16 protein-coding genes and 2 pseudogenes are annotated in these 18,270 nt (G+C 71.8%); 5 read left to right on the top strand and 13 right to left on the bottom strand.

Translation table 11 applies throughout. From position 1 onward, the window contains the following. Positions 1-18: 18 nt before the first annotated feature. Positions 19-591: a YceI family protein gene (locus HYQ63_RS42795; protein WP_179939413.1), complete on the top strand. Its 573-nt coding sequence runs from the start codon at positions 19-21 to the stop codon at positions 589-591. 16 nt (positions 592-607) lie between these two features. Here HYQ63_RS42795 and HYQ63_RS42790 read toward each other — a convergent pair whose 3' ends face one another. The 4 genes from HYQ63_RS42790 to HYQ63_RS42775 form a co-directional block, all read right to left on the bottom strand. After that, positions 608-1,639: a PHP domain-containing protein gene (locus HYQ63_RS42790; protein WP_179941129.1), complete on the bottom strand. Its 1,032-nt coding sequence runs from the start codon at positions 1,637-1,639 to the stop codon at positions 608-610. A gap of 27 nt (positions 1,640-1,666) precedes the next feature. After that, entirely contained in the window at positions 1,667-4,012 is a 2,346-nt protein-coding gene (locus tag HYQ63_RS42785) for a glycoside hydrolase family 65 protein (RefSeq protein ID WP_179939412.1), read from the bottom strand. Further along, positions 4,009-4,752, bottom strand: a complete 744-nt coding sequence (locus HYQ63_RS42780) for an HAD family phosphatase (protein ID WP_179939411.1) — start codon at positions 4,750-4,752, stop codon at positions 4,009-4,011. Before HYQ63_RS42780 ends, HYQ63_RS42785 begins: the two co-directional genes overlap by 4 nt. A 119-nt stretch (positions 4,753-4,871) precedes the next feature. After that, positions 4,872-5,768: a Gfo/Idh/MocA family protein gene (locus HYQ63_RS42775; protein ID WP_179939410.1), complete on the bottom strand. Its 897-nt coding sequence runs from the start codon at positions 5,766-5,768 to the stop codon at positions 4,872-4,874. 279 nt (positions 5,769-6,047) lie between these two features. Here HYQ63_RS42775 and HYQ63_RS42770 point away from each other — a divergent pair, with 279 nt between their 5' ends. Beyond that, complete coding sequence (locus HYQ63_RS42770) at positions 6,048-7,217, top strand: YncE family protein (RefSeq protein ID WP_179941127.1); 1,170 nt, start codon at positions 6,048-6,050, stop codon at positions 7,215-7,217. Between the two features lie 88 nt (positions 7,218-7,305). Next, positions 7,306-7,809, top strand: a complete 504-nt coding sequence (locus HYQ63_RS42765) for a MarR family winged helix-turn-helix transcriptional regulator (protein WP_179941125.1) — start codon at positions 7,306-7,308, stop codon at positions 7,807-7,809. A 33-nt stretch (positions 7,810-7,842) separates the two neighbouring features. Here HYQ63_RS42765 and HYQ63_RS42760 read toward each other — a convergent pair whose 3' ends face one another. Genes HYQ63_RS42760 through HYQ63_RS42750 form a run of 3 tightly spaced genes read right to left on the bottom strand, consistent with a single transcriptional unit; the run spans position 7,843 to position 9,513 of the window. Continuing rightward, positions 7,843-8,217 carry a hypothetical protein gene (locus tag HYQ63_RS42760; RefSeq protein WP_055553857.1) on the bottom strand — a complete coding sequence of 125 codons (375 nt, stop codon included), beginning with the start codon at positions 8,215-8,217 and terminating at the stop codon, positions 7,843-7,845. Positions 8,218-8,219: 2 nt separating this feature from the next. Continuing rightward, on the bottom strand, positions 8,220-8,459 hold the full coding sequence (locus tag HYQ63_RS42755; RefSeq protein ID WP_014057435.1) for a hypothetical protein: 240 nt from the start codon (positions 8,457-8,459) through the stop codon (positions 8,220-8,222). A 46-nt stretch (positions 8,460-8,505) separates the two neighbouring features. Beyond that, on the bottom strand, positions 8,506-9,513 hold the full coding sequence (locus HYQ63_RS42750; RefSeq protein WP_179939409.1) for a carbon-nitrogen hydrolase family protein: 1,008 nt from the start codon (positions 9,511-9,513) through the stop codon (positions 8,506-8,508). A gap of 227 nt (positions 9,514-9,740) precedes the next feature. Between HYQ63_RS42750 and HYQ63_RS42745 the strand changes: the two genes are divergently transcribed. Then, positions 9,741-10,727 (top strand): aldo/keto reductase, encoded by a 987-nt coding sequence (locus HYQ63_RS42745; protein ID WP_179941124.1) that lies wholly within the window; start codon positions 9,741-9,743, stop codon positions 10,725-10,727. A gap of 38 nt (positions 10,728-10,765) precedes the next feature. Here the strand turns inward: HYQ63_RS42745 and HYQ63_RS42740 are convergent, their stop codons facing one another. From HYQ63_RS42740 to HYQ63_RS42710, 6 genes and pseudogenes are all read right to left on the bottom strand, one after another. Next, complete coding sequence (locus tag HYQ63_RS42740; RefSeq protein ID WP_179939408.1) at positions 10,766-12,739, bottom strand: cellulase family glycosylhydrolase; 1,974 nt, start codon at positions 12,737-12,739, stop codon at positions 10,766-10,768. 89 nt (positions 12,740-12,828) lie between these two features. Beyond that, on the bottom strand, positions 12,829-14,280 hold the full coding sequence (locus HYQ63_RS42735; RefSeq protein ID WP_179939407.1) for an FG-GAP and VCBS repeat-containing protein: 1,452 nt from the start codon (positions 14,278-14,280) through the stop codon (positions 12,829-12,831). Positions 14,281-14,489: 209 nt separating this feature from the next. Beyond that, positions 14,490-15,391, bottom strand: a pseudogene (locus tag HYQ63_RS46240) (IS481 family transposase); the annotation flags it as partial. Positions 15,392-15,444: 53 nt separating this feature from the next. Beyond that, positions 15,445-15,546: pseudogene (locus HYQ63_RS46235) on the bottom strand (PaaI family thioesterase); the annotation flags it as partial. Between the two features lie 495 nt (positions 15,547-16,041). Then, positions 16,042-17,058: a zinc-binding dehydrogenase gene (locus HYQ63_RS42715; protein WP_179939404.1), complete on the bottom strand. Its 1,017-nt coding sequence runs from the start codon at positions 17,056-17,058 to the stop codon at positions 16,042-16,044. Further along, the gene (locus HYQ63_RS42710) at positions 17,051-17,482 is read right to left on the bottom strand and encodes a tautomerase family protein (RefSeq protein WP_179939403.1); all 432 of its coding nucleotides are present in this window, start codon (positions 17,480-17,482) and stop codon (positions 17,051-17,053) included. Before HYQ63_RS42710 ends, HYQ63_RS42715 begins: the two co-directional genes overlap by 8 nt. 80 nt (positions 17,483-17,562) lie before the next feature. Here HYQ63_RS42710 and HYQ63_RS42705 point away from each other — a divergent pair, with 80 nt between their 5' ends. Beyond that, a complete protein-coding gene (locus tag HYQ63_RS42705; protein WP_179939402.1) occupies positions 17,563-18,147 on the top strand; it encodes a TetR/AcrR family transcriptional regulator in 585 nt (194 codons plus the stop codon). Positions 18,148-18,270: the final 123 nt, after the last annotated feature.

The following is an 18,270-nucleotide window of genomic DNA, read 5'->3' as shown; positions in this document are numbered from 1 at the left end:
AGACGTCAGGAAGCGGATATGGCGATCACGAGATGGTTCTTCGAGCCCGGCCACACGGCCGCCGAATTCAGGGCCCGGCACATGATGGTCACGTACGTGCGTGGGCAGTTCAAGAACGTTCAGGGCTCGATCGAGGTGGATCCGGACCAACCGGAGGACGCCCGGATCGAGGCGACCATCGACGCGACGCAGGTGTACACGGGGCAGCCGCAGCGGGACGCCCATCTGCGCAGCGCGGACTTCTTCGACGTCGAGCACCATCCGACGTGGACGTTCACCGGCACGGGCGTCACCCAGCTGAGCGAAACCGAGTTCGAGGTCGCGGGCGATCTCACGGTGCGCGGTGTCACCCGCCGGGTGCCGCTGCACGTGACGTATCTGGGGCAGTGGGCCACGCCCTGGTGGGAGGGTGACCAGGACCTGGGGCCGCGGCGGCGGGCGGGCTTCCTCGCAACGGGCCGGGTCAACCGGCAGGACTTCGGGGTGTCCTGGAACGACACGGTGGACCGGGGCGGGGTCGTGGTGAGCGACATGGTCGACATCACCATCGACGTGGAGGCCGTTCTCGATCCCGCGGGCGGGCATTCCTGAGCGGCTGGCTGGACTGCTAGCGGCCCGGGGGCTTGCGGGTGCGGGTCCACTCCCCCAGTTGCCGGGCCGTCCAGGTGTTGATGATCCGTTCCTTCGGCACGCTGCATTCCACCGCCCGGGCGCATCCGTTGATCTGCCAGTCGAGCTGCCCGGGCGCGTGGGCGTCGGTGTCGACCGAGAAGAACGTCCCCGCCTGGACGGCCTCCCGGAGCAGCCGCCGCGGCGGGTCCAGCCGCTCCGGCCGGCAGTTGATCTCCACGGCGGTGCCCGACTCCGCGCAGGCCGCGAAGACCTCGGCGGCGTCGAACGCCGACTCGGGCCGCTTGCCGCCCAGCAGCCGACCCGTGCAGTGCCCCAGCACATCGACGCGCGGATCGCTGACTGCGGTCACCATCCGGCGGGTCATCGGGCGCGCGTCCATCCGCAGCTTGGAGTGGACGGAGGCCACCACCAGGTCCAGCCGGTCGAGCAGCTCGGGCTCCTGGTCCAGTGAGCCGTCGGCCAGGATGTCGACCTCGATCCCGGTCAGCAGCCGGAACGGGGCCAGCGTCTCGTTGAGCGCCGCCACCACGTCCAGCTGCTCGCGCAACCGGTCCGCCGAGAGCCCCCGGGCGACGGTCAGCCGCGGGGAATGGTCCGTCAGCACGGCCCAGTCATGGCCCAGCCGGGCGGCGGTACGGGCCATCAGCTCGATCGGGGAACCGCCGTCGGACCAGTCCGAGTGGAGATGGCAGTCGCCGCGCAGCGCGGCCCGCAGCTCGTCCGCGGCGGCGTCGGTCCGGTCAGCACCCTCCCCGCCACCGGGTTCCAGTTTCTGGAGATAGGCGGGCACCTCGCCCTTGAGGGCCTCCTTGACCACCTGTGAGGTCTTGGGGCCGAGGCCCTTGAGCGAGGCGAGCGTGCCCGCCGCCACCCGTCGCTCCACCTCTTCCGGGGACAGCTCGGCGAGCACCGCCTGGGCGTTGCGGAAGGCGCGCACGCGGTACGTCGGTGCCTGCTCGCGCTCCAGCAGGAACGCGATCCGGTCCAGCGCCGTCAGCGGGTCCACCACGCCCTCCATGGTCCTTACAGCGCCTCAGGCGCGCCGGTCCGGGCGGCGGCCCGGAGGCTGCCGGGGCTCGGCGCGGGCGGTCTGTTCGGGCACGTCGCAGGTCTGCGGCGACTTGTCGGAGACGGTGATGGGCCGACCGTAGTGCTGGATCTCCAGCGGGGCGCCCTGGACCAGCGTGTAGGTGGCGGTGAGGTCGGTGATCTCCACCCGCAGCCGCCGTCGCAGCACCTGCACGCTGAAGGCCAGCCGGGCCAGTTTCTCCGGCAGCTTGGGCGAGAAGCACAGGCTGCCCTCGCGGTACCGCATCCCGCCGAACCCGGCGACCAGCGCCATCCAGGTGCCCGCCAGCGAGGCGACGTGCAGGCCGTCGCGGGTGTTGTGCTCCAGGTCCCGCAGGTCCATCAGCGCCGCTTCGCCCAGGTAGTCGTAGGCGAGGCGCAGATGGCCGACCTCGGCGGCCATGACGGCCTGGGCGCAGGCGGACAGGGAGGAGTCGCGGACGGTCAGGTGCTCGTAGTAGGCGAAGTTGCGGGCCTTCTCCTCGTCGGTGAAGCACTCGCCGCGCAGATACATGGCCAGCACCAGGTCGGCCTGTTTGACCACCTGCTTGCGGTACAGGTCGAAGTAGGGGAAGTGGAGCATCAGGGGGTACTGGCTGGGGTGGGTGTTCTGGAAGTCCCACTCCTGGTGGTCGGTGAAGTCGGCGGACTGTTCGTGGACGCCCAGCGTCTTGTTGTACGGGACCGCCATGGCCTCGGCCGCATCCCGCCAGGTGGCGGCCTCCTCGTCGTCGGCGCCCAGCAACGAGCCCTTGTCCGGGTGGCGCTCCACGACGTCCGCCGCGGCGCGCAGGTTCGACTGGGCCATGAGGTTGGTGTACACGTTGTCGTCCGCGATGGCGCTGTACTCGTCCGGGCCGGTCACCCCGTCGATGTGGAAGCGGCCGTGGTGGTCGTGGTGGCCCAGGGAGCGCCACAGCCGGGCGGTCTCCACCAGCACCTCCACCCCGGTCTCGCGTTCGAACTCCTCGTCGCCGGTGGCGGCGATGTAGCGCACCACGGCGTCGGCCACATCGGCGTTGACGTGGAAAGCGGCCGTGCCGGCCGGCCAGTAGGCGGAGCACTCGGAGCCGTCGATGGTGCGCCAGGGAAAGGCGGCGCCCTCGTGGCCCAGCTGGCGCGCCCGCTCCCGGGCGGCGGGCAGGGTGGACTGGCGCCAGCGCAGTGCCTGGGCGACCGCCTCGGGGAAGGTGTAGGTCAGCAGTTGCAGGACGAAGGTGTCGGCGTCCCAGAAGGAGTGGCCGTCGTAGCCGGAGCCGGTGAGGCCCTTGGCGGGGATGGCGCGTTCCTCGGCGCGCGCACCGGCCTGGAGGACGTGGAAGATGCCGAACCGCACGGCCTGCTGGATCTCGGCGTCGCCCTCGACCTCGACGTCGGCGTGGGCCCAGAAGTCCTCCAGCCAGGCGCGCTGCTGTTCGACCAGGCCCTTCCAGCCGGTGGAGACGGCCCCCGCGAGCGCCGCCTCGACCTGGTCGCGTACCGCGGGCAGCGAGCGCGCGCCGGACCACCCGTAGGCGACCAGCTTCTCCAGCCGCAGCTTCTCGCCCGGCTTGAGGACGGAGGTGACGGTGAGGCGGGCGACGTCGTCGCCGCTCTCACTGGCGTGGCGGGTGGGCGGCGGTCCGCTGATCAGGTGGTCGGCGGCCGCGCCGACCCGCAGCCGACTGGCCTCGGTGCAGTGGATCAGCAGCAGCCGTTTGTCGACGGCGTCGTTCTCCTCGGCCTCCAGCGGGCTCTCCAGCGCGGCGGCCACCCGCGGGTCTCCTTTGCGCTCGGGCAGCTGCTCGTTGGCGACCAGTTCGGACTGGACGACGACCCGGATCTCGGCGTCCAGCGCCTCCACCTCGTAGGCGATCGCGGCAACGGCCCGCTGGGTGAGGGAGACCAGCCGGGTCGAGCGCACGCGCACGCTGGTGCCCGAGGGGGAGGTCCATTCGCAGGTGCGGTGCAGTACCCCGGCCCGCAGGTCGAGCACGCGCTCGTGGGAGCGCAGCCGCCCGTAGCGCAGGTCGAAGGGCTCGTCGTCCACCAGCAGCCGGATGATCTTGCCGTTGGTGACGTTGATCATGGTCTGGCCGGCCTCGGGATAGCCGTAACCGGCCTCGGCGTACGGCAGCGGGCGCAGCTCGTGCACCCCGTTGAGGTAGGAGCCGGGCAGGCCGTGCGGCTCGCCCTCGTCGAGGTTGGCGCGCCAGCCGACATGGCCGTTGGAGAGCGCGAAGACGGACTCGCTCTGCGGCAGCAGATCGAGGCGGAGCTCGGTCTCGCGCAGTTGCCAGGGATCGACGGCATACGAGGCATCGGTGATCACGAGGGGTCCTCCAGCAGCTCGGCGAGATCCTTGACGACGATGTCGGCGCCGTGTCCGCGCAGCGCGTCGGCCTGGCCGACCCGGTCCACGCCGACGACGCAGCCGAAGCGACCGGCCCGGCCCGCCTCCATGCCCGCCAGGGCGTCCTCGAAGACGGCCGCCTCGGCGGGGGCGGCGCCCAGTTGCCGGGCGGCCTCCAGGAAGGTGTCCGGATGCGGTTTGCCCGGCAGCCCCCGCTCGGCGGCGACCACGCCGTCGATCCGCACCTCGAAGAGGCGCTCGATGCCGGCGGCGATCAGCACGTCGCGGCAGTTGGCGCTGGAGGAGACGACGGCGGTGCGCAGCCCGGCGGCGCGCGCGGCCTCGGCGAAGCGCACCGATCCGGGGTACGCCTCGACGCCTTCCTCCCGGATCCTCTCCAGGACGAGGGCGTTCTTGCGGTTGCCGAGCCCCTGGACGGTGTCCTTGTCGGGCGGGTCGTCCGCGTTGCCCTCGGGGAGGTCGATGTCCCGGGAGGCCAGGAAGGTGCGCACGCCGTCGGCGCGCGGGCGGCCGTCGACGTACTCGTCGTAGTCGGTGGTCTTGTCGAAGGGGCGGAAGGAGGGGCCGTCGCGGCGTCGCAGGAACTCGTCGAACATCTGCTTCCACGCCGCCGCGTGCACCACCGCGGTCCGGGTCAGCACGCCGTCGAGGTCGAACAGGCAGGCCCGGATGCCCGCCGGGAGGCAGAGCTTCGTCATGGTCCCCGGTTCCCCCGCGCACGCCGGAATATGCGGCGGATTCTCCGGCGGCTCCGGCCGTAGCCGGGGGCTCAGCCCGGTACGACGGTGCGGCCCTGGCCGGGTACGGCGGCCCAGTCCTAGCCCGGCACGGCCGTGCGGCCCTCGCGGCGGGAGCGGTCGGCGGCTTCCAGTACGGCGACCACCTCGCGGCCGAACCGCACGTCACAGGGGTCGGCCACGCCGTCCCGGGCGCTCAGCAGCAGCCGGTCGACGGCCGTGCCGTACGCCTCCACCGCCGTGGTTCCGGGGTCGGGCACCTCGGCCGTGCCCTGTTCCCCGTAGAAGTCGCAGCCGAATCCGGCGGCGGCGGGCGGGGCGTCCAGGGTGAGCGCGAGGGTGCCGACCGCGCCCGAGTCGTGCCGCAGCAGTACGTGCGCGGCGCCGCGCGGTCCGTCGAGGGCGGTGACCTCGGCCACCGGGCCCAGCACCGGCAGCAGCAGGGACAGGGCGTGCGGCCCGACGTCCCACAGCCCGCCGCGTTCGCGGCGCCAGGGCGAGGCGCCGTAGGGGCTGCCGGACCGGAATATGGAACCGAAGCCGGTGGCCCGGCCGCCGTCCCAGCCCCCGGCCGCCGCGGCACGGTCCAGGAACGATGCGATGGGCGCGGCGAAGCGCCGGGTGAAGAAGACCACCGAGGCCGCCGAGCGCTCCTCGGCGGCGGTCACGAGCCGGTCGGCGGCAGTGGTGGTGAAGGCCACCGGCTTGTCGAGCAGCAGGTGTCGCCCGGCCCGCGCGGCACACTCGGCGAGGTCGCTCTGGATGTCCGGCGGGAGGGCGACGGCGACCGCGTCGACGTCGGCGATCAGCGCGTCGGCGTCGGTGTAGGCGCGGGTGCCGTGGCGGTCGGCGAGTGCCGCCGCCTTGGCCGGGTCGCGCCCCCAGATCCCGGCCAGTTCCGCGTCGGGGTGCGCGGCGAGCGCCGCGCCGTGGGTCTCGGCCGCCCAGTGTCCGGTGCCCAGCAGCCCGAAGCGCATCCTGCCCGCCCTTTCGCCCGGTTCGCCGCGGGGCGCTCCCGCGGCCGACCGCGATCCTACGCCGCGGGCGGTACGCCGCTCACCTGCTTGGACGTGGGCGGGTGCCGGGGTGCGGGGGCGGTGACAATCTTGGGCCACGGCCCCGCCACAGCCCGGGCACGGCCGCGCTCCCCTCACCGCTGGAGGACGTCCGTGGCCAGCCCGACCCCCACCACTTCGAGCCGTGCGACGCGGCCTGCCCTTGGACGCCGCCGCACCGCGACGCGCGCGGCCGCGGCGCTGCTGCTGTGCTGTGCGGCGGTGCCCGCGTGTGCCTCCTCCCCGGACCACGGTTCCCACCCGCGGAAGTCGGCGGCGCCGCACCACTCGGGCCGGGCGCAGTCCGCGGCCGAGAAGGCCGAGAAGGCGGCCCGGGCCCGTCTGCTGCCGGGCATGCCGCCACCGCTCGATCCGCAGGACCTGTACGCGGCGGACCGGCCGAACAAGCTGTCGCGCACGGTGAAGGGCTTTCCGTCGCGGGTGTACGTGCCCAACACGCTGTCGGACACGGTGAGCGTGATCGACCCGAAGACGTACAAGGTGGTTCGCACCATCCAGGTCGGCCACCAGCCGCAGCACGTGGTGCCGTCGTGGGATCTCAAGACGCTATGGGTCAACAACGACCTCGGCAACACCCTCACCCCGATCAATCCCAAGACCGGCCGGGTGGGCCGCCCGGTGGACGTCCACGATCCGTACAACCTGTACTTCACGCCGAACGGCAAGCACGCCGTGGTGATGGCCTCCAAGGACCGGGCCCTGGTGTTCCGGGACGCGCACACCATGCGGGTGGTGAAGTCGGTGCCGGTGACGTGCTTCGGCGTCAACCACGCGGACTTCTCCCCCGACGGGCGCTACTTCATCGTCTCGTGCGAGTTCTCGGGCGAACTGCTGAAGGTGGACACGGCCCGGATGAAGGTGGTGGGTCAGCAGCGGCTGCCGCTCGCGGGGGCCATGCCGCAGGACGTCAAGATCTCGCCGAACGGCAAGACCTGGTACGTCGCCGACATGGTGGCGAACGGGGTGTGGGTGCTGAACGGGGACACCTTCCGCCGCCCCCGGCTGCTGCCCACCGGCAAGGGCGCCCACGGCCTCTACGTCAGCCGCGATTCCCGCACCCTCTACATCTCCAACCGGGGCGAGGGCACGGTCTCCCTGCTCTCCTTCAAGTCCGGCAAGCTCACCGACCGCTGGCGGCTGCCCGGCGGCACCAGCCCCGACATGGGCGGTGTGTCCTCGGACGGCAAGGTGCTGTGGCTCTCGGGCCGCTACAACGGCGAGGTGTACGCGATCGACACCCGCACCGGGCGGCTCCGCGCCCGGATCCCGGTGGGCGGGGGCCCGCACGGGCTGGCCGTCTATCCGCAGCCGGGCCGCTATTCCCTCGGCCACACCGGCATCTTCCGCTGAGCCCGTCCGCCGAGCCCGGCGGAATCAGCTGGCGCTGATATATAGCCCGCCTATATAGACCCGTGATACGTATATACGTGTGGAATACATGCATCAGTCCGGCTCACCGGAAACCCCGGAGACCGAGGGCGCCGCGGCCCGCGAGGAGGTCGCGGAGGCGCTGGAGCAGCTGGCGTTTCTCGCGGTGCGTCATCTGGCCACCCGGGACATCAGCTTCACCGCCGCCTCCACGCTCGGCCGCCTGGAGCGGGAGGGCCAGGCCCGGCTCACCGCACTCGCCGCCGACGAGGGCATCAGCCAGCCCTCGATGACCCAGCTGATCCAGCGGCTGGAGCGGCAGGACCTGGTGACCCGGGTCGACGATCCGCACGACGGGCGCGTGGTGCTGGTGGCCATCACCGACGGCGGGCGTGCGCTGCTCGCCGAACGGCGCCGCGACCGTACCGCCCGGCTGGCCGGACTGCTCGCCACCCTGCCCCCCGAGGACGAACAGGCACTCGCCACCGCCGTCCGCGCCGCCGCCCCCGCCCTCCAGCGGCTGGCGACGAGCGCGGGGCGGACCCGCAGGCCCCCGGGGAGTTCCGCTTCCTGAAGCACATCCCGCGGGCTGAGCGGAACGCTGCGGTCAGATGCGCCAGGAGCGGATGCGACCCGCCGCGTCAAAGACGTCCGCCTTGCTGGACAGGATGTCGCGGACCAGGTCGATCAGCGCGCCGTACGGCGGGTCGATGCCCTCGCCGGACGCGTGCATGTAGGCCACGGCGGTCGCGCTGGCGAAGCGCGCGTTGCTCGCCGGAAGCGGGCGGAGCATGGCGAGCGTGTGCAGCAGCGCCGCGGCCCGCCACGCCGGGTCGGGATCGACACCCAGGCGCGGCGGGTCGACGCGGTGCCGGGCCACGGCGGCGACCAGCCCCGAGAAGTCGGAGATGGCCGGCTGTTCGGGCAGGACTTCCTCATGGCGCTGGAGCAGCCAGGGGACGTCGATATGCAGCGGCGGCATCGTCAGGCGGCCTGTCCCGGGTGGCGGTGTTCGTCGTCCGGGAACGCGTCCGCGAAGGCGTCCGCGTTGTCCGCGAAGAAGCGGCGGAAGACCTCGGCGCCTTCCTGGAGGGCGCGGTGGCGGGCGATGTCGGCGACGGTCGCCTCACGGACGAGGGCCTTCATCGTCGTACCGCGCTCCTTGGCGATCTGGCGGAGGTCCTCAAGTTCCCGATCGCTGAATTCCACGTTGAGTGCTGACATGCGGCACACCCTACGCGCCCGGTACCCCGACAGCAATCGCCCCAGCTCACATGATGTTTTTGTAGGTACTTGACAACGCCTCGGAGGCGTGTGCGCCGGGCGGCCGGGCACCGCCCTGATCGACCCGGACGAACGGCTCGCGCACCTCATGGCTCGTCAGGGCGCGGTACGCGGCGGGGCGCCGGAACGCGTTCCCCCACGTCTCACGGCGCCGGTAGTCGCGGAGCGCGTCGAGGTCGAAGACCGCCGGGTAGACGCCTTCGGCCTCGCCCGCTTCGACCACGAGCATGTCCCGGGAGCGCCCGTCTGCGAAGGCGATGCCGTCGAAGGCGATGGAGTGCCCCCAGCCGGGGCCCGCGTAGTTGGCCATGGCCAGGGCGGTCATGTTCTCACTGGCGCGGGCCCGGAACTGGCTGAGCCGGTTGATCTCCAGATCGCAGGCGTTCGGGGTGAGGACGAGTTCCGCTCCGGCGAGCATCAGGGCCCGGGCGCTCTCCGGGAACTCCCGGTCGTAGCAGATCATCGCCCCCGTCATGACCTCGCCGGCCGCCGTGTCCAGGGCGCACACCTCGAAGCCGTCGCCCGGGGTGAGCGCGGCCTCGGGCAGGCCGAAGGCGCAGGTGTGCACCTTGGCGTAGGTGAGCGCGAGGCGGCCGTGGCGGTCGATGAGGGAGACGGTGTTGCGCGGCGGCCCGTCCCACCTCTCCAGATAGGTGAGCGCGATCGCCATGTCGAGTTCGGCCGCCAGCTCGCGGAAGTGGGTGACGAAGGGCCCGTGGCGGGTGATCGCCTCATCGCCCCATACGGCCTCAGGTGCGGGCAGCGGCGGTGCGGGCGGCGCGCCGTCCCACAGCCGGGGGTGGCGGTAGAGGCCGCCGGTGGTCTCGTCGGCGACGGTCGGGCGGTAGCCGTTGCTCCACATCTCGGGGAAGAGCGCGATGTCCGCGCCGATGGCCTTGGCCCGGCGGCAGGCCGCCTCACCGGTGGCGAGGTTCGCCCGCAGGCCGCGGCCGGGAGGGGCGAGCTGGAGCAGGGCGACGGTCAGGGTGGTCATGGCTGGTTTCTCCTTCGTCGGCTGTGAGAGCGGTGGCGAAGGAGTGGCCGGTGGACCCCGGGCGCGGGGCGGGCGTCAAAGCATGCCCGCCACGCTACCGGCCGCCGGGAACCGCCCGGTAGAGGGCAGCCCCAGGCGAACAGGCCGACGGCACGGTGCACGGCCGGTGAGGGTACGGTGAGCCGCATCACAGGAGATCGCGGGAATCGCAGGAGGAGAGCGTGACCATGGAGCAGCGGGTGTGCGGCCGGACCGGCCGCAAGGTCTCCGTCGTCGGGCTGGGGACCTGGCAGCTGGGCGCGGGCTGGGGCGATGTCAGCGAGGCGGACGCGCTGGCCGTGCTGGAGGCGGCCGTCGAGTCGGGAGTGACGTTCTTCGACACCGCCGATGTGTACGGGGACGGGCGCAGCGAGCAGCTCATCGGGCGCTTCCTGCGGGACCGGCCGGACGCCGGGATCTTCGTGGCCACCAAGATGGGGCGGCGGGTGATGCCGCAGGCCGCGGAGAACTACACGCTGGACAACTTCCGTGCGTGGACCGACCGTTCACGCGCCAACCTGGGCGTGGACACGCTCGATCTGGTGCAGCTGCACTGCCCGCCGTCCTCGGTGCACGCCACCGACGCGGTGTTCGACGCGCTGGACACGCTGGTGGACGAGGAGCGGGTCGCGGCGTACGGGGTCAGCGTGGAGACCTGTGAGGAGGCGCTGACGGCAATTGCGCGGCCGGGGACGGCGAGCGTGCAGATCATCCTCAACCCGTTCCGGCTCAAGCCGCTGGAGAGGGTGGTTCCGGCGGCGGCGGAGGCCGGGGTGGGGATCATCGCGCGGGTGCCGCTGGCGTCCGGACTGCTGTCGGGCAGGTACACCAAGGACACGCTGTTCGCCGACGACGACCACCGTACGTACAACCGGCACGGCGAGATGTTCGACCAGGGCGAGACCTTTTCGGGGGTGGATTTCGAGGAGGGTGTCGAGGGTGCGGTGGAGTTCGGGAAGCTGGCGCCGGAGGGCGCCACGCCCGCGCAGACGGCGCTGCGGTGGATCGTCCAGCAGCCGGGGGTGACCTCGGTCATCCCCGGCGCGCGGTCGCCCGAGCAGGCGCGGGCGAACGCGGCGGCAGCGGCGCTGCCGCCGCTGCCGCAATCCACCCTGGACGCCATCGGCGAGCTGTACGACCGGCGGATCCGCGCGCAGGTGCACCACCGCTGGTGACGTGGCGCGGAGGCCGATGTCCTCGGAGGCCGATGTCCTCAGAATCCCGCGTCCGCCGCCCATCGGGTCAGCTCCCGCTGGGCGGCGGCGCGCAGCTCCGCGGAGGGGGCGGCGGTGCCGTCGGCGACCAGGGCGTAGTGCAGGGTGCCGGAGGCGGTGTCGGTGTCGGCGTCAGCAGGTACCGACAGCACCAGACGGCGGGCGTCGGCGCCGCCGGACTCGGCCGCGGTGGCGATGGGGTGGTCGGCGGTGTGTCCCTGGGCGGTGTACGCGGGCGGGCCGGTGACGGTGCCCAGGTCGGAGACGACGGTGGTGGTGGCGGGGTCGAAGTCGCGGGGCAGGTGCAGTTCGGTGGGGGCGTCGGAGCGGTCGTCGGAACGCCACACCAGCAGGCCGTAGCGGCCGGAGCCGGTGAGCTTGGCGACGTTGGGGAGGGAGCTGGGGATGCGGTCCCAGCTGAGGGTGGTGCCGCCGTCGCGTGAGCGGTCCTCGAAGGTGAACGCGAGCGTGCGGCCCGCCACGGCGCTCGGGTAGAGGCGGTCGAGCAGCCGGGCGTCCTGGCGCAGCTGTGCGTTGCCGGAGTCGTCGAGGCGTACGGCCGACAGGTCCTCGTCGTTCCAGGCGTCGCCTTCGGTGAGGATCTTGCCGGTGTTGCCGTTCATCGCCTCGTGGTGGCGGCCGTTGTAGATGTCCCACTGCCACTGGTTGGAGGACAGGGCGGGGCCGGAGGCGGCGGGCTTGGTCCACCAGGTGGCGCCGGGCAGGCGGGAGTCGAGCGCCTGGTACATGCCCTTGAGGACGGTGGGCGCCTTGTCGGAGGTGAAGCCGGTGAGCGGATGGCCGAACTCGCTCATGACGGCGGGGGTGTTGAGCGCGGTGGCGCGATCGCGGACGGCGCCGAAGTCGGTCGAGTACTGGCCGTCGGCGGCCTTGCCGGGCATGAAGATGCCGGAGATGGCCTTCTGGTCGTAGTAGTGGGTGTTGAAGACGTAGCGGGAGCCGGGCTTCCCCACGTCGAGCAGCCCGCCCTCCTGGCGCTGGAAGTCCAGGTTGGAGTTCCAGAACATGTTGGGCTCCACGAAGGCTGGCTTGTCCCGCCAGCCCGCGGCGTCCATGCGGGCGCGGAACTTCTCGTAGAACGGCCACAGCACGTTCTTCTCCCAGGTGCGGCTGTTCTGGCCGTTGTCGTAGACGCCCGCGTAGGGCTCGTTGAGCGGGTCGAACCCGGTGACGCGGGCGAACGCGTCGGCGGGGAGGTGCTGGGCGACGTAGGACATGGTCTTCTCGGCGGTGGCGAGGAAGGCGTCCTGGACGCGTACGGTCCCGGCGCTGGTGGTCACGGCGCGGTTGTGCCAGAAGTCGCGGGTGGCCTTCATGACGGCCTGGTTCTGGGTGATGTTCTGGCCCCAGTGGGCGCAGATGCCGCAGGACTCCTTGCCGTAGCCGCCCGCGTCGACGACCCACTTCGGGGCGCCGTCGCCGCTGTACCAGCTGTCCTTGTCGAAGAGGTGGCGGGAGTAGAGGTCCTGGTGGAAGTCGGGGTACACCCGGATTCCGGCGTCGAGGAAGGCCTTCATCTGGGCGGTGGCCTGCTCCAGGTAGGCGGTGTCCACCTCGCCGGGCCGGGGTTCGGCGTGGGCCCAGGAGAGCAGGAAGCGCACCGAGTTCGCCCCGGTCAGGTTCCGCATCGCGGCGGCAGACTTCCGGGCGTCGGCGACGGTGGCGAAGGGGAGGCCGTTGTTCTCCTCCAGCTTGGTCTCGCCGGAGACGTTGAAGCCGCGGAGCACGACCTCGCGGCCGTGGCCGTCGGCGAACCGGGTCCCGTCCGTGGTCACCTCGTCCGCGGCCCGCCCGTCGAACCAGGGCGGCTCGGCCGCGGCCGCCGGGGTGCCCGGGGCCACGATCGCGGCCACCAGCAGAACGGCCGCCCCGAGCAGCCCTGTACGGCCCGCTCGGGACCGGCCGTTCCGTATGCCTGAAGTCGCGATGCCTCGCGTCGCATGCGTCGCCATGGACACTACCGTCCAGTAGACATGAAGAATCGTCAACTAGTGGCGGTCAGCGAATCGTTCGGCCTTCGCGACGCATCGGGACAATCGGGTTACCGCGGGAAACCGCTGCCCAGGGCCGCGCCCGCTTCCGGGGCGCCGAGCCCGTCGGGGCCGAAGGAGACGATGCCGTCGGTCGTGAGACCGGCCGATGCGCCGCGCAGCGCCCAGGCGGCACCGCTGGAGGTGTGAACGCCGTCCTCGCCGGGGGCACCCACGGACAGGTCGCTCTTGCCGTCGCCGTCGGTGTCGGCGTGCTGGACCGCCGCGCCGAAGGAGTCGCCCGCCTCGGCGGCGCCCGGGACCCCGGCGGTGTCCTGGGTGAACGCCTGGGCGCCGGTGCCGGACAGCCCGCCCGAGCCGCCGTACAGCTGGACGACGCTGCCCGCGTCCTTCTGACCGGCCTCCAGGTCCTCGTACGGGATGCCGACCGCGACGTCCGCATAGCCGTCGCCGTTGACGTCGTCGGCGCTGAGCGAGTAGCCGAACTGGTCGCCGTCCTCGTTGACGCCCGGGACGCCCGCGGTGTTCTGGTCGATGGTCGCGGTGCGGGTGGTGCTCGGGCCCGAGGCGGTGCCGTAGAGGACCTTGAGGGTGCCGTGGTCGTACGGAAGGTTCTCGACGACGTCGCCGGGGACGGTCCGCAGCACCAGGTCACCGCGGCCGTCCTTGTCGACGTCGCCGATGGCGGCGGAGGCGGCGTCGGTGAGGTGAACGGGCTGCGCCAGCTCCGCGCCACCCTTGAAGAACAGGGTGGACTGCGACATCTCCTCGAAGGCGTGGGTGGAGACGAGGTCGTCCTTGCCGTCGCCGGTGATGTCGCCCGCGGTCAGGCTGGTCGGCACGTCGAACCGGCCGGTGTCGCCGACGGTGCTGCCCGCCTCCTTGCCGTCGCGGGTGAACGGGCCGAAGCGGACGCGCAGTCCGGCCGACTCGTCGTCGGAACCTTCGTTGAGGGTCACGGTGTCGACCAGGTCGGCCTGGCCGTCACCGTTGAAGTCGCCGCCCGCGATGGCGCTGTAGCCGAACGAGTCGCCGTCCCCGGCGGGCAGCTCGGTGCCGCCGGTCAGCCCGTTCGCCGACCCCCACAGGACCGTGATGGCAGGCTTGTTGCCCGTCTGGACCGCCAGGTCGGTGTAGCCGTCGCCGTCCAGGTCGCGGGCCACGGTGGTGTCCCCGAAGCGCGCGGACGCCGCGGGGTCGCCCGGGACGCCCTCGGCGGCCTGGCTGACGACCTGTCGGTGACCGGTGTCCGCACCCGAGGCCGAGCCGTAGACGACGGCGACGTAACCGGCCTTGTCCTTGCCGTCCACGGTGCCGGTCGGCGCGGAGACGGCGAGGTCGGCGTATCCGTCCTTGTTGAAGTCGACCCGTGGCGCGGAGGCCGCGGCGGTGGTGCGCGCCTCGGCGGCGCCCGCCGAGGGGGCGGCGAGTAAGACGGGGGTGGTCACAAGCGCGACCACCGTCGCGCAGCGCGCGACGGCGGAAAGAGAACGGGACCGCACAGATCCTCCAGCTCGTTGGTGAGCGTTTACCTCATGTACACCCACCAGGACAGCCGGAGTCGTCGAACGGTTGCGTACCGGGACCTAGGGAATCCCCTAGGTGTGATGTCTCATGAGGTTGGTTCCATCGCGTCCTCGATCGTGAGCTGCTGGGGGACGACAGCGGGTGGTTGCGGCAGATGGCCGCGGGTGACGCGGTATCCGCTGGCGGGGGTTCGGCTGATGGGTGGCTTCCCGCCGAGAGATGAGTGCGGTCGCTCGTGGTTGTAGTAGTTGAGGAAGTCTGCGAGTGCGACGCGACGTTCATGCTCGGAGGTGTAGTCGCGCACGTAGGCCCATTCCCGGGCGAGTGTGCCGTTGTAGCGTTCGACTTTCCCGTTGGTCCGCGGTGTATAGGGGCGGGTGCGCTTGCGCTTGGTGCCGGTTGCTGCGACGGCGTCAGCCCAGGTGTGCGAGCGGTAGCATGCGCCGTTGTCCGTGAGGACGCGGCGGATCGAGATTCCGTGGGCGGCGAAGAAGGACGCTGTGCGGTGCCAGAACGCGGCCGCGGTGGCAGCACGTTCGTCCTCCAATGCCTCGGTGTATGCCAGTCGAGAGTGATCATCTACGGCTGAATGCAGGTAGACATGCGCCACCCGCCGCCTGCCGGGGTGCGTCCGAGCTTCTTGATATCGACGTGGACCATGTCGCCGGGCTGGTCGTGCTCGTACCGGATGACCTCGCGCAACCGCTCGCCGGTGGGTGGGTCGAGGTCACGCAGGCGGTTGAGTCCCCGGCGGACGAGGACGCGGTGCACAGTGGCCGGGGCCAGTGTGATGCCGTGCCGCCGCTGGAGGTCGGCTGCCAGGCGGGCCGGACCGTGTTTGGTCTGACGGCGCAGTGCCTCCACGAGATCTGCGACGTCTTCTGCGGTGCGGGCCGGGCTCACTGCTGGGCGGGAGGAGCGGTCGAGCAGTCCGTCCTCACCGTGCGCGCGCCAGCGGGCGTACCACTTGCCCAAGCACCGGCGGGAGATGCCGGCTTCGGCTTCAGGAACAGGGCGCGGTCGGGGTCCGGTGCGACGAACGTGCCGTCCGCCGACACGAGGATTGCCGAGCGGTCGTAGTCGGTGGTGATCGAGCCGGCCAAGAAGATCTTGCGGTCGTCGGTTCCGGTGACGCGCGCCGAGAGGTGCAGGGGTGTCTGCAAGGGTACGGGGCGGTGGTAGCGCAGCTGAAGGCCGAGGGTCATCCCCGGCATTCCGGCGGCGGTGCAGGCCCACCCCATGAGTTCGTCGAGGAGCATGGCGCTTATGCCGCCGTGGCCGTAGCCCGGTGGCCCTTCGTGGGCGATGCCGAGGGTGCAAGTTCCGGCTACGCCGTCGTCGGCTGGCGTGAGGTGCAGGGGTGGTGCGAGCGGGCTGCCAGGGCCGGTGACGGGGCTCTACATCCCTCCCCGCCCGGGAACTCGTCCACCGCCGGGATCTCTGCACGTGCACGACGCCGGCCGGTCAGCTGCCGGGCCAGGCTGCGGACGCCGTCTGCCGTCTGCCGTCTGGTGCAGGGTTGCCGGTTCGGCGGTGGTGCGGACGGCGGTCTCGACCAGGGCGCGCGCAGTTCGTGGCCGAGCGCGGCGATGGCTGCCCGTTGCCGGTCCAGGTCCTCCGGTCCCTGGTGGTCGGGGGCGGTGTGGGTCGTGGTGTGGTGGGTCAGGGGCGGGGTCGTCGGGTTTCTCGGTGTTCGGGTCCGGTGCCGCAGCGCGGCAGCACGGCGGCGTGCGGGGTCAGGGGGTGGTGAGGTCGCGGACGAAAACGGGTTTGAGGTGCTTGTCGGGCAGTGCGGCGGGCAGGTCCTCCCAGTCGAGGACGTGGGAGACGACCCGGGCGGGGTCGACGGTGCCGGAGCCGGCGAGGGCGAGGGCGTCGGGGATGTGGGCGCGGACGTTGTCACGGGCGATGCGCAGGGTGACACCGGTGAGGTACATGTCGAGCAGCGGCAGTTCGCCGGGCCGGAAGTGGTTGCCCGCCGATTCGCAGAAACCCTCCGGCGCCAGGGACTTGACGGCGAGTTCGAGTTGGCCGACGCGGCCGGTGGCCTCCACCGCGAGGTCGAAGCCGTGCCGGATCGGTTCGATCGCCTCGGCGGTGCGCGCCCCGTAGGTCTCGGCGAGCGCCCGGTGCGCGGGGTCTGGATCGACGTACAGGACGTCGCCGGCGCCGAGGGCGCGGGCGATGTCGCACACGTACAGGCCGATGCTGCCGCGGGCGATGACCAGAACGCGGGCGCCGGGGCGCATCTTCAGGTGCGGGGCGACCAGGCGCCAGGCCAGGGACCAGTTGTCGCTGGCGGAGGCCATCGCGACCGGGTCGAGACCCGGCGGCAGGGGAACGAGCATGGCGTCGGCGTAGGGGACGCGGACCAGGTCGGAGAAGAGCCCGCCCCAGCTGCCGCCGATCGGCGCGCCGTACATGGCCATGTGCGGCACCGAGGTGCAGTGCGCGGTCAGCCCGGCCTGGCACTGGTCGCAGGTGGCGCAGTTGATCGACCAGGGCACGACGACCAGGTCACCGGGCGCGGCGGCGGTGACCGTGTCACCGGTCTCGACGACCCGGGCGACGCACTCGTGGCCGAGGGCGAACGGCGGGTCGATGAAGCCGTGCCCGGCCAGGATCGCGGAGTCGACGTCGCAGGAGGTCGCGGCCACCGGGGCGACGATCGCCTCGCTGTCCGATTGGAGCTTCGGGTCGGGCGCTTCGCGCCATTCGACGGTATGCCGGGCGACGTACGTCAGTTCACGCATCGGTCCGCTGCTCCTTGGCCAGGGCCACCAGATCGGCGTAGCGGATGACGGAGCCGCCCGCGCCCCAGGTGCCATCGGGCTGCTCGTGGATCAGAACCCACACCCGCAGGGCGTCGTCCGGGGTGAGGCCGGCGGCGGCCAGAACCGTCTTTGTCGCGTCCTCGGCCAGACCGGCCTTGCGCCGCTCGGACAGGGCTCCCTGCGGGACGGTGGCCTCCACCAGGAAGCGCGGCGCGTCATCCTCCGCCGTGATCTGCGCGCCACCGGGGAGCTCCATCAGATAACTCCACGCCTGGGCGCGGAAGAAGGCCGTGTCGGGCGCCCCTTCCCACCGCAGCAGGACGGTGGCGAGATCACGCTGAACGGTGGTGCGGCCCTCCTCACTGAGGGCACCAGCCGGGGCGGTCAACCGGATCATGGGCATGGCAGCTCCTATGACGATCGTTATAGACGCGGCCCACGGTAGACTATGACGGTCGTTATAGCCAAAGGGGAAGTGCGCAAGTGTCCAAGAGCAGCACGCCGTCGCGGGAGCGGATCGTGGCCGGCGCCGCGGACATGATCAGCCGGCGCGGACTGAGCGCCACGAGCATCCGGGAGATGGCCAAGCACGCCAAGGCGCCGCTCGGCTCGACCTACCACTACTTCCCCGAGGGCAAGCAACAGCTGGCCACCGAGGCCGTCCGCTACACAGGCGAGTGGGTTGCGCGCAGCCTGCGCAAGGAACTGGAAGCGGGTCCTGCCGCAGGGCTGCGGGCCTTCCTCGCCCTGTGGCGGAAGATCGTCGTCGAGAGCGACTTCCACGCCGGCTGCCCCGTCCTGGCCGTGGCTATCGAGGAGCCACCGGCCGACGAAATCCCGCCCGCCCTGGCGGCCGCGGCGGAGGTCTTCGAGCAGTGGGAGAGCCTGCTGGCCGACTCGCTGCGGGCGCACGGCGCCGAGCCCGAGCGGGCCGCGCACCTTGCGACCCTCATCGTCGCGGCCGTCGAGGGAACGGTCGCCATGTGCCGCGCCCAGCGCAGCACGCGGCCACTCGACCACACCGCCGAACAACTGCAGGCCCTCATCGCGACGACCGTCAAGGACTGAGCAAGGGACCGCGCCAGACGCGGATCGGCTCTCGATGGCCGTTGATCGGTAAGCCGATTACGCTCCGTTTCGTCCGCTGCCCAGGAAGGACCCCGCTGCCATGCCTGTAGATCCGGCCATCGT

The sequence above is a fragment of the Streptomyces sp. Rer75 genome, assembly GCF_013414305.1.
GTDB lineage: Bacteria > Actinomycetota > Actinomycetes > Streptomycetales > Streptomycetaceae > Streptomyces > Streptomyces himastatinicus.
The sequence above is the reverse complement of the archived record's forward strand: the minus strand, read 5'-3'. Positions and strand labels throughout refer to the sequence as shown.

Coding starts and splice junctions, on each gene's coding strand:
- HYQ63_RS42795 (WP_179939413.1), top strand. CDS start 19: ATGGCGATCACGAGATGGTTCTTCGAGCCCGGCCACACGGCCGCCGAA.
- HYQ63_RS42775 (WP_179939410.1), bottom strand. CDS start 5,768: ATGCGCTTCGGGCTGCTGGGCACCGGACACTGGGCGGCCGAGACCCAC.
- HYQ63_RS42765 (WP_179941125.1), top strand. CDS start 7,306: ATGCATCAGTCCGGCTCACCGGAAACCCCGGAGACCGAGGGCGCCGCG.
- HYQ63_RS42710 (WP_179939403.1), bottom strand. CDS start 17,482: ATGCCCATGATCCGGTTGACCGCCCCGGCTGGTGCCCTCAGTGAGGAG.
- HYQ63_RS42740 (WP_179939408.1), bottom strand. CDS start 12,739: ATGGCGACGCATGCGACGCGAGGCATCGCGACTTCAGGCATACGGAAC.
- HYQ63_RS42780 (WP_179939411.1), bottom strand. CDS start 4,752: ATGACGAAGCTCTGCCTCCCGGCGGGCATCCGGGCCTGCCTGTTCGAC.
- HYQ63_RS42750 (WP_179939409.1), bottom strand. CDS start 9,513: ATGACCACCCTGACCGTCGCCCTGCTCCAGCTCGCCCCTCCCGGCCGC.
- HYQ63_RS42760 (WP_055553857.1), bottom strand. CDS start 8,217: ATGCCGCCGCTGCATATCGACGTCCCCTGGCTGCTCCAGCGCCATGAG.
- HYQ63_RS42745 (WP_179941124.1), top strand. CDS start 9,741: ATGGAGCAGCGGGTGTGCGGCCGGACCGGCCGCAAGGTCTCCGTCGTC.
- HYQ63_RS42755 (WP_014057435.1), bottom strand. CDS start 8,459: ATGTCAGCACTCAACGTGGAATTCAGCGATCGGGAACTTGAGGACCTC.
- HYQ63_RS42715 (WP_179939404.1), bottom strand. CDS start 17,058: ATGCGTGAACTGACGTACGTCGCCCGGCATACCGTCGAATGGCGCGAA.